The organism is Leifsonia sp. GW821-FHT13C09 (assembly GCF_058806435.1).
Map to the genome: position 1 here is coordinate 16,826 of NZ_JBXAPS010000009.1, position 13,449 is coordinate 30,274.

The following is a 13,449-nucleotide window of genomic DNA, read 5'->3' on the forward strand; positions in this document are numbered from 1 at the left end:
TCATGAAGCAGTCAGATGTGATTGGTCGTGTCCCAGCGAAGGAGAAGCCACGCTCCAACGGGCGGCACAGTCGGACCTCCAGTTCGGACAGGAGCTCAAGCTGGAAGCTCCAGAGCGCAGAGTTGCCGGCGTCGAAGATGCCGGCGTGGGGGTGGAAGCAGGCGCACAACCTGCGTGGGCCGCTGCGCGCCACCCCACCCGCACACCGGTGCTCCTCCAAGGTGCTCGGCGGCGCGTACCCATTCCTGGCCGAGACCGGAGACATCCTCACCGGGGCTTACATCGGCGAGAACCTCCTCTCCCGGGCGCCGTTCTGTTTCGACCCGTGGGACGCCTATTCGGCTGAGGCCGTCCGGTCGCACTCCGTCGCCGTTCTTGGGGTGAAGGGGACGGGGAAGTCGATGCTGGCCAAGTCCTGGTCCTCCCGGCTCGCGCGGCTGGGTCGCAAGATTGCGGTCCCTCACGACCCGAACGGGGAGTGGGTGCGCGTCGCCGCGTATGTCGGCGGCAAGTCGATCAGCGTTGGCCCCGGCAAGGCCGCACGGATTAACCTCCTTGACGAGGGTGCGCGGGATCCGTCGTTCTCGGATGAGGACTGGAATCAGAACGTTCTCCAGTACCGGCGGGCGACGGTGAAGACGATCATTCGCCGCCTCCGCGAAGGAGGAAACCTGGAACCGGTCGAGCACACCGCACTCGATGTCGCGCTTGACGCGTTGCGGGGCCAGTCCACCGTCACCATCACTCACGTCTACGATCGGCTCGTCGACCCTCACCAGAGCCAGCCGCTTGAGGTGGTCGAGGCCGGCCATCGGCTCGCGCACTCGCTGCGCCGGATGGTCTCGGGCGACCTGACCGGGTTCTTCGATGGACCCTCCACCGTCCGCTTCGACGCCGACGCCCCGATGATGGTCGTCGACACCTCCGCGCTCAAAGGGGCATCGCCGGAAGCGCAGGCATTGGCGCGGCTGGCGACAGCGAACTGGATCCGCCGCTCCAGCCTGGGCGCGAACCGGCAGGCAAGGGTGATCATCCACGAAGAGGCCGCTGTCGAGCTGCTCAACGATGTCTCCGGTGGCGACGGTCTTGCAGACCGGGTCGAGGACGAGAAGGTCGCCCGCCATCTCGGTACGTCCAACTGGTACCTGCTGCACCGGGTCGCTGACCTCGACGCACTGGGCGACCGCAACAGCGCCCTCCACTCGAGGGCGCTCGGTCTCTTGGCGGACTGCGAAACCCGGATCTCGTATGCCCAACACGCGGGTGAGATCGCGAGGTCACGCGAGATCCTGGGCTGGAACGACACCCAGGCCGACCTGGTCCGCAAGCTGCACAAGGGTGAAGGGCTCTGGCAGATCGGGCAGGACCGGGTGGCCAAGGTGCGCAACATCTGCACCGACTACGAACTCGGCATCTTCCGTACTGACGCGATGGGTGGAGAACGGGCATGAGAACCCAAAGCTCGCCCTGGACGCACGTTACCCTCTACAGCCTGTTCGCCATCGTTGTCGCCAGTGCGCTCGCCACCGGCGTCGCCAGCGCGACCATGAACGTGACGTGCGGCGGTGGCGGCCGGCCGGGCAGCGTCTTCGCAGGCCTGCAGCTGGCGATGGGCGGACACCCGAGCGGCTTCACCCTCCTGCCGGGCTGCAAGGCGCCCGTGACGTTGATCCGAGTCCTCGATCTGCTCGCCGTCCTTCTTCTTCTCTGCACGGTCGCAGTCGGGGTGGTGTGGTGGCTTCGCTATCGGCAGTCGGACCGCTACTTCATCCGTGAGCTTCGGGGACGAGACGGGCTCGCCAAGCCCGGCGAAGTCCGCAAACACACCTCCGCCCGCACCGCACTGCACCGCGCCAAGACGTTACGTCCGTCGCTGGTCAACCCCGCGGCGTCCGCAGCCGGGTGGAAAGTCGGCAGCGCCCATGGGCAGGACGTTTACGTGTCGATCGAGGACTCGATCGTCGTCGAGGGTGCACCTCGGTCTGGTAAGGGATACCGGTTCATCATCAACGCGATCCTCGACTGGGACGGCCCGCTGATCACAACCTCCACCCGGAACGACAACCTCTCCGTCACAATGCGCGAACGCGCACGGGTCGGCGAGGTCACCGTCTTCGACCCACAAGAGCTCACCGGGATTCGCTCCGGGCTCCGAATCTCACCGGTGGCCGGATGTGAGGATCCGCTGGTCGCGGACCAACGGGGGCAGGCGATCATCGCCGGCACCGCGCTCGGCGCGTCTAAGACGAACCAGGAATGGGCGCAGGTGTCCTCCAACGTGCTGTCCCGGCTCCTGCACGCCGCCGCAGTCTCGGGCCGCGGCACCGACGCGCTGGCGCGGTGGGGATCCAACCCGCGGATCGCACGGGAAGCCGTCAGCGTGCTCGCTAACCAAGGAACGCCTGGCTGGTCCGAGGACCTGGACACGATCATCAACGGCGACGAGAAGCTACTTGCCAACTCCTGGTTCGGTGTATTCGGCGCACTCCGCCCGCTGTCCATCCCTTCGATCCGAAAGGCGATGACGCCGGGGTTAGGGGAGCAGTTCGACCTCGACGCATTCCTCACCGGCTCCAACAGCCTCTACCTGGTCGGTACCGGCGCCGGTGCTGGCTCCGTGGGTGGCTTTCTCGGCGCGGTCCTGGACGACATCGTTGAGACAGCACGACGCAAAGCACTTGCCTCGCCCGGCTCGCGGCTCGACCCACCGCTCGCACTGATCCTGGACGAGATAGCAAACATGTTCTCCTGGCCGGCGCTGCCGCGGATCATGGCCGACGGCGGTGGCATCGGCATCTCCACCATCGTCGTCCTCCAAGCCCTCTCACAAGCCGAGACCGCATGGTCGCGCTCGGAAGCCGACACGATCTGGTCGGCTGCAACGGCCAAGCTGCTCCTCGGCGGTGCGTCCGACGTCGACCATCTACGCGACATCGAATCCCTCCTCGGGACCCGCCGGATCCGGAACACCGGCCACTCCTACAACGACAACGGGTCGTCCACGAACGTGCAGAACGAGAAGGTGCCGGTGATGACCCTCGACGAGATCCGCCGCATGCCCGAAACCGTCGGACTCCTCGCCTACCGGAACCGGCGCGGAATCCTCCTCGACCTGCGCGGGTGGACCGACCGCGACGACGCCCGCCAGGTCAGCGCCGGCAAGACGCACACGGAACTCGATCAGCAGGTCGTGTTCGCCGAACAGTATCAAGCCGCGCTCGATCGCCGTGGATCAGCGGGGGAGGAACACTGATGTCCAACCGTCGCCGTCCCGCCCGGGACAACACGTACCGCAGCCGCTACCTGCACTCGCCAGCGTGGTTTGCCCGCCGCGACCGCTGGTTCCTCGAGGAACAGGCCCACAACGGCACCATCCGCTGTGCCCTCTGCCTCGGCGCTGGCGGCGCCCGCTCCCTGGAACTTCACCACCTCGACTACCGCGGGGTCACCCAAACCCCATACGGCTGGACCGCCCTTGAGCAGCACGAAGACCTGACGGCGCTGCATCCGCGCTGCCACGAGTACGTGCACCAGCTGATCGAACGAGACCGCGCACTCTCCGGGTTCGTCTCCCGCCGCACCGCATCCGTCCAAGCGATCGCCCGGCTGCAGGCCAAGATCGCGCACTACATCGAAGCTTCCCTGGAGCAGCAGTGACCGACGATATCCCACTCGATGACCTCGTCGCATCACTTGCCGAGGGGTGGGAAGACCGAGCGCCCCGGCAAAGTCCTGGAATGCTCGGTATCCGTGTCATCAACTGGCGCACGCTGGAGGACGAGGAGGCCCCGCAGGTCTGGACCAGCCTGCGGCAGTGGGTGATCTGGTTCACCCACAGATACAACATCGCCTCGCGGAAGATCCCGCCCTGCTGGTTCAAGCACGGCGCACTTGTCGAAGAACTCTCCGCCCTCCACACCGCATGGCTTGTCTCCTTCGACAGCCTTGACGCCGGTTACGGACCGATCGGCTGGCACGAACGCCTCGCCGTCGCCATGCCGAGGCTGGCGACTTGGTACAACGGCGAATGCCATAACGGCCACACCGAACTCCCGCAAACCAGCGAAGATGCTGTCCCGGTGGAGTGGTCCGAGTGGATCCGCCGCAGCCACGCCAATTCGTGAGAGTCGAGGCCGCGATTTGCGCGCCGTCTGCGCGCATTTTCCGGCCTTGAACCGGAAGTTCTAAGTGACAGCGACCCGACCAGCGGGCGCGAAAGGAAAGGAACAGAACGATGAGCACACGCGTCCCGATCAGCATTGAAGGCAACCTCGTCGCCGACCCCGACTACGGCGAATCCCAGAACGGCACCAAGTTCGCCAAGTTCACCGTCGCCGTCACCGACCGCAAGCTCGAAGACGGCAAGTGGGTCGACGGCGACACCCAGTACCACCGCACCACTGTCTTTGGCCGCACCGCCGAGAACGTCCGCGCCAGCCTGGCCAAGGGCGACACCGTCATCGTCAACGGCAACCTCGAGTTCCGCCACTGGACCGACCAAGCCACTGGCGAACCCCGAGCCGCAACCGAAGTCGTCGCCGACAGCGTAGGGCCGTCCCTCCGCTACACCACGGCGGAGGTCACCCGTCGCGCCCCAAAAGCTGACGGCCCGGCGGTCGGCGACACCGGGCCCACTGCTAGTGCCGAGCACACCACATCGGGTCTCTCCCTGGTGTGACGCGGGTCGGGTGGGGCGGTTCGCTTACCGTCCCACCCGTTCTCGGCTTATGCCAGGTCTCCTGACCCTCGAAGGGGGGGTGCCAGGGGATCCTGCCAGATACGGTCAGCCCGTAGGATTCCAACGTGTCGGCACAGTCCCGGCAGAATATTCAACTAGGGAGTCTAACGAGACGCTTTTGGTGAATCAGAATCTTGACAGTGAGGATGTAGTCCGGCTGCAGCGGATTGCCCGAGACAACGACCTCATACTGATGGGGATGACAGGCGTTGGGAAAACCACCTTTGCTCGTCACCTTCAGCGATATGCCCCGATTCGCTATGTCGCTCAAGGCGAGATAACCCGGTCGATCCTAGAGTTTTCCACCGACGACGAAACACGTTCGGCGTCTAACCGCGCGGAGCCTTGGCCGTTCGATCTGGTTTTGCGATTGATGGCCCCTTTCTTGCAGATCCCTGAACCGTACCTGCTCGATGGAATGCCAAAGCACCCTCACGAGGCCGAGTGGATCGTTGAACACCAACGGTCGCGCGCACGGCCCACGAAGGTGATCGTCCTGCGGGCCAGTGAACAGACGATCTGGCACCGCCTTGCCTCAGTGTCGCGAGAGAACCGGCGCGAGACCAACGAGGAAATCAACCATCGCATAGCGACGTTTCGAGACAAGGTCGACGCCAATCTAGACATACTGTCGGAACGCGCAGATCAGATCGTTGAGTTCCACACGGATGACTCCACTCCGTTGCAACTGTTGAGCGAAGCTGCACATCGTATGGGGTCGTAGGAGCTGAAGTGAACGCGCGGTATGTTGAACCTTCGCAGATCTGGGTGCCATACGAAGAAGTGCACCAAGATGTCAGTCGTCTTTTCGATTCAATCCGAAGAGTCACGCCTGGGCCGGTTGTCTTGATAGCACTTGCCCGGGGCGGATGGGTTCCAGCACGATTGCTTGGCGCTCACTTCGACGAAAGTACTAGCCAATCTCTTACTCTTAGCATCTCGGTCAATTATCGAGATCTCGGACGTCCGACTGAAGCCGCTGAGCTTACCCAGGGATTCGACGAGATCTCTGCCCGTTCATTAGCGAATGCCGTTTCCGAAGGGTACGGCGTGTGGCTCATCGACGGGCCCTACGCGATGGGAGCCGTCGCGTCCAAAGCCACTGCATATGTCTCCGAGCTTCTCAGTTCTCTGGGATATGCCGAGCACCCCGTCCACGTTGGAGTCATGCATTGGGTCCGTTTCAGTCGATCGACACCTGCTCCTTGGCGTCGAGCCGCTCGAAGGCCGCCGGACGCATATGGCCGTCTTTTGATTGCCGATGAGAAGCCTTACGTTGATTACCCTTGGGAGCACGTGGCCCCGTCCCCTAGGATGTGAAACCACCGACGGGAGGGGCCTAGTGTGACTGAGGGAGAACGGTTTCTCCAAGTTGAGGTCATCGACTCGACGATTGAGGGCAACGTGCTGGCGGGTGATCTGGCTTCCGTTCTTCGGGACGTGGAGCCCGCGAATTCGGTCACTCGTATTAAGGCCGATCCCAACACCCAGGACTTGGGTGCAATCATCCAAATTTTCCTTGATCAGTGGCTCCCTGCAATACTCGGGTCCGCGATTGGGCAGTGGGCGGCCATGCGGCCGAAGGCTCAGGTTCGGCTTGTCTCCATCGTGAAGTCGGATGGGAGCCGCAAGACGGTCTATGAAGGTCCGGCGCGCAATGTCACGGAGAGCGTCCTGAAGGACGCCTTTAACCGCTAATGGGCCACCCTCATTTGCCAGCCGCGGGATTCGATGACTACATAATCTTGCTCGGCGCCAGCGATTGGCCCGAGCTAGATCTCCCCGGTAGCGCGCCGGCTTTCTCGTTGACCCACGACAAGGTACTCGCTTGTTTGCAGGGGGCGCTCGAAGTCGAAGACGATCGAGTCCTCGATCTGTTCGACACCAACGATTACCCACAGCAGCAGTATCAACGCATGAGGAAATTCCTTGAGACAGCAGAGTCTGCTGACGCTAACTCCATCGTCCGAATATTCACGTACTACATAGGGCACGGAGCCTTCTTCGGGGAAGACCATACCGAGTATTGCCTGCCAGTTAGAGCAACAAGCGAACCTTACGAGGTGTCCTCAAGTCTCCGGATCCAAGAGTTGTCTAATGTGCTTGCTCGATACGCTCCCCGCAGCATCCGGGTCTCAATTATCGACGCCTGCTTTGCTGGCGCCGCCATGTCAGGTTTCCAGGGCCGTGAACAAGACGTCCTTGACGCGGAGGCCAAGCGCTCCATCGATATTCACCCCAGTGACTGGGGAATCGTGCTGATTTGTGCCGCAGACAAGCGCACGCCAGCAAGGATTGAAGAGGATGGCAGCGGGACCGTCTTTTCGAACGCCTTTATCCGAGCCATCAACGATGGAGATCCGTCGCTCCAAGAGCGGCTAAGTTTGCGCGACTTGGTTACCATTACTCGCGCTCGGATACTGAGAACCCTTCCCAAGGGGCCAAATCCTCAGATACATGTCCCTCGGCAAGCGACATCAACGGTGGATATTTCAGAGGCCGGGATGTTTACAAACCATGCATTCGGCCCTGCACAGGTAATTCCGCGGGACTCAGAACAGTCGCGAGGTCTGGTGGCCATCGATTCCAAGAGCGCAGTGGGATTGCTCGAAATTGCCGAGAAGTGGAGCGGCAGCTCTGTCTCATACCGCGGGACGGTCTTCGACGTTCCTAAAGGGAACGAATATTGGAACGAGTTGCCTGCGCAGGCCCAGAACAGTTTCATCCTGCTTGGCCGTTCGAACAAGAATTGGTTCGGGAAGAGTCCGAGGCAAGCGGCTCGTTTCGGGGCAGACATCGAGAGGATCCTCCGAGGCGGGGGGTCGGTTGCAATCATTTCTGACGATGATCAAAAAACCCTCGCGCTCACGCTCGAGTTCTTCAAATCGCACGTCAAGCGCGAAGTGCTCGAGCGTTTTGCGAGCAGTGAGAACGCGCCCTTGCAATATCGGGTCACGAAGAATTCAAACTACTCGGCGGTACTAGCTGATGAACGACTGGTGTTGTTGCCTAGTTTGAACTCTCCGGATTTTCGGTCGGAAGCGATGGTCCTGGAACTGACGCGATATGAATCCCCTCAGCCGTTCGAGAACTACCTCGCCGACATCCATCGGATGATCTCGACTTCCGCGTGGATCGATCTGGTTGCATCGCTAAACGATGCGGGCACCTGATCCGCATTGATTCGAAGTCGCGAACCCGCCAGCGTTGGATCCTCACTCCGGTGCACCACCGCGGAGCTGAGTCGCCGGGCTCGAAAAGCCGAAAGCCCGGACGTGCACCTAACTGGGTCAACTACAGCGGCCAAGAGTGCTGACTATTCTGCGGTGCTCGGCTAAACGATTCCAACAACGACGTTCGGTTAGTCATCAGACCTCATCAGCGGAAGACGGTGTCGAGCTGGTACGTGAGGCTGCGGGCGTCACTCCAGCCGACTGCCACGAAAGTGTCCAGCACTTGGATCAAACACGTGCGAAGCTCCGGGTCGGTCTGCAGAAGGTGGCGATATTGAACAAGGAAGCGGCTTACAGAGCCTGTGATAAATGCCGCCGCCATCTGGTCGTACTCATACCCACCTTGCTTGCCTCGCAAGACCACAGCTGTCATGTCTCTAAACACCCGAGCAGGATCCACCGGCATGAGGTAGTCGAGAGTCTGCAGAACGTGATGGACCAAGCTGGGGTAAGGGGCCCCAGGCAGAGCGAGCAACAATGTCCTAGACGACGAATAGTAGTCCGCGGGTGTCGGCGTGGGGTTCGCTTCTTGGTCCTGATGCTCATAGGCGCCCGAAGAGAAGTACACGTCGTTACCGATCGAATCGACGAGGTGGGCAATATCCTTCAGCTCCTCGTCAGAGCGGCCCGTTTGGCCATTTCCACCCTCCGCCCCGCTCCGTGTCCCGGCGAGACGAGCGCACGCGTCCGTGACGACGTGAACCGCAAGCGCGAAGGCTCGCTCTCGTGAGGCATCCCTTTCAGGCCCAGAGAAACTGAACGCGTTGCGGAAGTTTCCCGCGATCCCTTTCAAATCCGCGGCAGTACTCGTGGCGCCGTCGATTAGGTCGACCAGGAACGATTTCGCCGACTCAGAGCCTGACCCGATATATAGCGAAGCAGCGATTTCAGAGCAGGCTTCTCGAGCATCGTTCCCCCGAGCTCCAAACGTGGTCGCGCGCTCGTGGATCTTTCGGAGTCGTTCCAAGAGCTCGTTCGGTTTCTGCCAGTTGATCCTGGCGATGCTATACGCGAGCCTCGTGAGGACTCGACCTGACAGTTCTTCGCCCTCCATCCTCAGAAGCGTTGCATCGACGAGATCCGGACGGACGTCTCGAAGTCTCCACACCTGACCCACGGCGGAAAGTCTCACGGACGGCGACTCGTCAGCCATTGCGGCTTGGACAAGCGCCTCCAAGCGACCATCGTCATGTCCCTGCGCAATCAGGGCAACGGAAGCCTGAACTACCCACATCGGCAGGTCGAACGAGCGAATTGTCCCGCGGTCGAATTCGTCGAGATCCTCTGGCTTGTCGGTTCGCTCGCGAATCAGTCTCGCTGTCACGTCTACGAGAGCGTCGATTTCATTGTTCTCGAGAGCATCTCCGACTTCGCATCGCGCGATGACGTCGATCGCCCGCGCAACGTAACCAAACGACCAACGCACGAGCGTCGCGTTCGCGTCGCGCCTAACCTGCGGATCCTCAAGCCGGGACCACAATTCCAAGACCCGTGGCCATATCTCGCTTGTCACCTCTACTGCGGGCACTCCATTCAGGTGGTTGTCGCTAAATGCGTTGACCGGCTCTGCAGCTCGGATCAGAGTGCTATTCGCGTCAGTGTTCGGATCGATCCCGTTAGAACTGAACATGTCGTAGGGATCAAAATCGCTATCATCGCCCAAGTCTGAGGGTGCGGGATTTCCGGGTAGAGACTCGTCTTCGTGCGTCGACTGCCAGAGCGCGCGGGCAGCATCGGTTTGAAGTGAGGTCTCGGGAATGAGCCCGATCAGATTCGCGCGAATTCTCTCCGTTCGAGTCTCGGCAGCATCGAGGTGAGCTATTGCCTCTTCGATCTCGAGACGCTGCGCCGCATTCAGGCCCGAAAAACGATTCCGAATTAGCTCGCCAATCGGCTTGGTGAGGCCCCATGAACAAAGTGAGGCGGGGGAACGGAGAAGGGGCGCGACGATCTGCAGATCGAGCGTGCTGGGAACATTGCGCAATACGGTGCGCCAAAGACCCGCCGGTGCGACCTGCGAACGGAGCGTTTCAACAGCGAGAGCAAAACGTCCAACTTCCACGTCAGGAGTGCTAGCGGAAGACCGAAGCCAGGTGTCAAAGGCGTCCAACATCCGAACTTCGTCGTCATTGTCGTGATGACGGCCCTCGAGCAGATAATCGTCTTCAAAGCTGAATCGCTCGCCACGCCAAACAACTTCCTCGACGTTAGTTTTGTAGCTGTAGCGCGAGGCGTACTTTCTATAAACGACGCACAGGGCTTCGATGGCCTCCCGGGGCGATGCCTCCAGAAAGTGCGGGAAATGCTCCGCTAATGCGTAGTGAGAGTGGTTGTAGTCCTGGCGACGGTTAGAGCTCATGCTGAGGATCCCACGAGTGATCTCCGTCCCGTCGTTTGATTCTTCATCGTGGCCGAATGCTGCGACGTAGATCTCGCGGACCAAGTCTGCGTTGCTGGAGTGAAGGCTCGGCGTGGCATCGGCCAACGAAGGCATTTCGATGTAACCGTACTGAGCCAGGTGCTCGGGCTCGATAATCTCGTGCACGAGCGCCACGGAATCCAGAGGATCGGCCACGTAGGTGGACGTCAGGCCCGCGATGGCGAAGTGCGTAAAGAACCGGTCAACCCGGTTGTTCGCCCATGTCCAGCGAAGGAGCCGCCGAGAAACGAGGCTGACTGCGTCCACAACTGCTTCATCTTGCGCTCCTTTCCCCGCTGTCAGTTCACGGATCATATTTCGGACAACGACGGCACGAGGGATGTCGAGCTTTCGTGAGATGAATTCCGCGAATCTGGCCCATACGGGCGCTTGATCAGCGGATACAGAATGACCAGCTTCATCTGTCAGCAATGCGTTGAGAAGGTGTTGTAGCACGCCTGCTGCGCCGTCTACATCGGCATCCAATGCTTCCCCAAGAACAACGAGGTCCCGATCGGCAACAACTTCCATGGCGGCCACGGCCGGCGCAATGACCTTGGCGATCTCGGGTACGTCTGGCGACGCACCGATGCTCATCGCTAGTGTCCAGAATTCACGGTGGTCTTGCTGCGTCCTCCAGAGTCCTTCGAAGTACATCTGGTAGCTCGGCCGCACTAAGAACAGCGAATCGGGGTTAGATGCCGCCACCGACCGGAGATCTTGGCCGGACAAGAAGAGTCGGGCGACTGCGTAGTCGAAGAGGACGTGGTGTGCGAATCCTAGGAGACGAGTTTCCCCGAACGGTCCCGATATATCTTCGATGACAATTCCGGTGGTAACTAGATCGGCCACATCCTCTGAATCTCTGTCGTTGACAAAGGTTGCGCCGTCGACTGTGAGCGCGCCTCGGCCGATCATGTCCTCGCACATGACCCGAAGTAGCCTTTCGTGACGGTATGACCCACCAGCTGAATCACGCACTCGCCGATTCCAGTAGGCGTCAAGCAGCTGTAACCGCGACGTGATCGGAGTTGCCCCCTCGGAAGGTTCGCCACGAGCTACCAGCTCAGCAAACAGCCTCAGATTGAACGCATTGCTCAGGAGATCGCGCAGGATGACGGCTGCGTCTCCTACCTTCTCGCTAAGACGCGGGGCTTTTTCCTCGAGCTGTGCAAGTTCGAGATGAGTCAGGGCGCCGATGTTGAAGTGTCGTACCCGAGAGAACTCGAGGAGCCTATAACGTTCGGGGATGGGGGAGCCCATGACGGGGAACAGCTCCTTGAGGAGCGGGTTGTAGCGGAGATCGAAGCGACGCACAGTCGCAACGATCCTCCAGCGGCCCGCTTGCTTGGCGACGGCAGCGATGAGCTCCATAAGCGCTTGCTGCGCCCGCGAACCCCGGCCCGCATCCAATGCGTCGATCACCAGGAATCCGGGACGCTCAGAACTCCAGTTGTCCAGGACCTCTCGCAGATTGTGATCCAGGCCGATCTCCGAACGGAGTTCTCCAGTCGTGAGGTCCGCGAGCGAGTCAGCCGACAAGGCGACAACATCGGCGAAATCGAGAGACTCGATCAACTCTGCCAGCGCCCCCGACTTGCCCGCACCGGGATCGCCGGTAATGAGCAGAGATGTGTCTGTAGCCGCAAGAAGGTCGGCCGCGAACTCGCGGTCAATCCCTATCGCAGTTCCATCATCGCCGGTCACAGATTGGTATGCGCGTAGGCGTTCGATCACCTGGACCGTGAAACCGCGAAGGCGTTCTATGTCGGATCGGAAGTCGAGCTGCGGTCCAAGCTTGATGCCCGCGTTTGCGAGGTTTCGCGCGATGGACGCGGCTTCAAGACCGGTCTGGAGAATGGCCGTTTGCTGCGCCAAGATGATCAGCTGAGCCCACGCTTGCCCCGACTGTTCTGGGTGGGCAAGTAGCCCCTTCAGCAATTGGTCGGCCTCGATAGCAGCCGACTCACTCTGCTCTACGTCAACGACAGCGATATAGATTCGCGATAGCAAGCGCCGGATCTTGTCGGACTCATCGGCGCTGCCTTCCTCCGTTCCCCATTCCCGTCGCAGATGCGTGATTACGGTCGAGAACACCTGAGCTTCCGTGTTGGTCCTGCACACGTCGTCTGGGTTGCTCGAGTCGAGCTGTCGGACTCGATCCAACACTCGAGAAAGATCGCGGCGAATCGCGGAGCTGCTGGATGACGACGTGACAAGGACTAGCCGATCGGGATCGTCGAGTCCTTGCGCGGCAAACTGGTGAAGAGTCTTGGCGAGGGGGGACTCTTTCAACGAGCTTGCCTTCACAGCATGCTTTGCTTGAAGGTAAGCGGTACCGTCCCGCTCAGTCGATATTCGTATGTCGTCGACCTTGTCCGAGGTCTCCACCCAAATCGACCGGACTGGGGAACGCGGATGCCAACCGAGCTGCGTGGATGCTGCCTTCCCGGCAAGGACACGAGCGGACAACCATGCCACGACTCGAGCTTGGTAGTCGACACCCAGAACCGTTGCCGCGCCTCCTGACGGTGCCATTAGATCCACCTCCTGTCCAAGAACCATTCCTATACTGCCGTCTCGACGCGACATCACACGGCTTCCCGATAACAACCGTGCGGACCCGCGAAACGGTGGTGGGGTGGAAACTGTTCCTATGCGAGTAGCACCGCCGCAGCCGCGGGTCTGGAGAGCCTCCGACAAAGAGGCTGTTGAACTGTGCAAGGACTGGATGGTCTATCTCGGCGCGGTCGACGTTGTTGCCGCCTCCGAGTCGGTTCCTCGAGTGTGTGATCTCTACAGCAACCGCTTCCTGGCCTGGGTGGAGAACCGACGCGGCAATCTTGGCCTCGAGGTCGTCGAGCGAGCGGCTGCGATTGCTGCCGGCGACGGGCGGTACCCCTTGGTCTTCTTGTCTGGCGGTGTGCTGCCGGAGACTCAAGACCGGGCAGATGAAGTCGGCTTGGCACTCCTTCGATTCGATGCGCAGGGGGGCAATCTCGATGGTGCGAACCGGGTTGGGCGGCTAGTTCGTGGGAACGGACTATCTGCCGTCTAGC

10 protein-coding genes are annotated in these 13,449 nt (G+C 61.0%); 9 read left to right on the plus strand and 1 reads right to left on the minus strand.

Features of this window, described 5'->3' with window-relative positions:
* Positions 1-2 precede the first annotated feature (2 nt).
* The 8 genes from AC1ROW_RS19885 (at position 3) to AC1ROW_RS19920 (ending at position 7,911) form a co-directional block, all read left to right on the plus strand.
* Complete coding sequence (locus tag AC1ROW_RS19885) at positions 3-1,451, plus strand: putative type IV secretion/conjugal transfer ATPase (RefSeq protein ID WP_493021101.1); 1,449 nt, start codon at positions 3-5, stop codon at positions 1,449-1,451.
* Positions 1,448-3,253, plus strand: a complete 1,806-nt coding sequence (locus AC1ROW_RS19890) for a type IV secretory system conjugative DNA transfer family protein (protein WP_493021103.1) — start codon at positions 1,448-1,450, stop codon at positions 3,251-3,253. The genes AC1ROW_RS19885 and AC1ROW_RS19890 overlap by 4 nt, the downstream gene beginning before the upstream one ends.
* Positions 3,253-3,657, plus strand: coding sequence for a hypothetical protein (locus AC1ROW_RS19895; RefSeq protein ID WP_493021105.1), 405 nt, complete (start codon positions 3,253-3,255; stop codon positions 3,655-3,657). Before AC1ROW_RS19890 ends, AC1ROW_RS19895 begins: the two co-directional genes overlap by 1 nt.
* Positions 3,654-4,124, plus strand: coding sequence for a hypothetical protein (locus AC1ROW_RS19900; RefSeq protein ID WP_493021107.1), 471 nt, complete (start codon positions 3,654-3,656; stop codon positions 4,122-4,124). The genes AC1ROW_RS19895 and AC1ROW_RS19900 overlap by 4 nt, the downstream gene beginning before the upstream one ends.
* A gap of 110 nt (positions 4,125-4,234) precedes the next feature.
* Positions 4,235-4,678, plus strand: a complete 444-nt coding sequence (locus AC1ROW_RS19905) for a single-stranded DNA-binding protein (RefSeq protein ID WP_493021109.1) — start codon at positions 4,235-4,237, stop codon at positions 4,676-4,678.
* Positions 4,679-4,859: 181 nt separating this feature from the next.
* Positions 4,860-5,462: an AAA family ATPase gene (locus AC1ROW_RS19910; protein ID WP_493021111.1), complete on the plus strand. Its 603-nt coding sequence runs from the start codon at positions 4,860-4,862 to the stop codon at positions 5,460-5,462.
* 620 nt (positions 5,463-6,082) lie between these two features.
* Positions 6,083-6,436 (plus strand): hypothetical protein, encoded by a 354-nt coding sequence (locus AC1ROW_RS19915; protein ID WP_493021113.1) that lies wholly within the window; start codon positions 6,083-6,085, stop codon positions 6,434-6,436.
* 107 nt (positions 6,437-6,543) lie between these two features.
* Complete coding sequence (locus AC1ROW_RS19920) at positions 6,544-7,911, plus strand: caspase family protein (RefSeq protein WP_493021115.1); 1,368 nt, start codon at positions 6,544-6,546, stop codon at positions 7,909-7,911.
* A 205-nt stretch (positions 7,912-8,116) separates the two neighbouring features.
* On the opposite strand, the gene AC1ROW_RS19925 is transcribed toward AC1ROW_RS19920, so the two are convergent.
* A complete protein-coding gene (locus AC1ROW_RS19925) occupies positions 8,117-12,781 on the minus strand; it encodes an AAA family ATPase (RefSeq protein WP_493021117.1) in 4,665 nt (1,554 codons plus the stop codon).
* A 265-nt stretch (positions 12,782-13,046) separates the two neighbouring features.
* Here AC1ROW_RS19925 and AC1ROW_RS19930 point away from each other — a divergent pair, with 265 nt between their 5' ends.
* Positions 13,047-13,448 (plus strand): hypothetical protein, encoded by a 402-nt coding sequence (locus AC1ROW_RS19930; RefSeq protein ID WP_493021119.1) that lies wholly within the window; start codon positions 13,047-13,049, stop codon positions 13,446-13,448.
* The last annotated feature ends 1 nt before the right edge of the window (position 13,449 follow it).

What these genes read in the sequence shown, in the direction of transcription:
- AC1ROW_RS19885 (WP_493021101.1), top strand. Translation starts at nt 3, where the DNA reads ATGAAGCAGTCAGATGTGATTGGTCGTGTCCCAGCGAAGGAGAAGCCA.
- AC1ROW_RS19890 (WP_493021103.1), top strand. Translation starts at nt 1,448, where the DNA reads ATGAGAACCCAAAGCTCGCCCTGGACGCACGTTACCCTCTACAGCCTG.
- AC1ROW_RS19895 (WP_493021105.1), top strand. Translation starts at nt 3,253, where the DNA reads ATGTCCAACCGTCGCCGTCCCGCCCGGGACAACACGTACCGCAGCCGC.
- AC1ROW_RS19905 (WP_493021109.1), top strand. Translation starts at nt 4,235, where the DNA reads ATGAGCACACGCGTCCCGATCAGCATTGAAGGCAACCTCGTCGCCGAC.
- AC1ROW_RS19930 (WP_493021119.1), top strand. Translation starts at nt 13,047, where the DNA reads ATGCGAGTAGCACCGCCGCAGCCGCGGGTCTGGAGAGCCTCCGACAAA.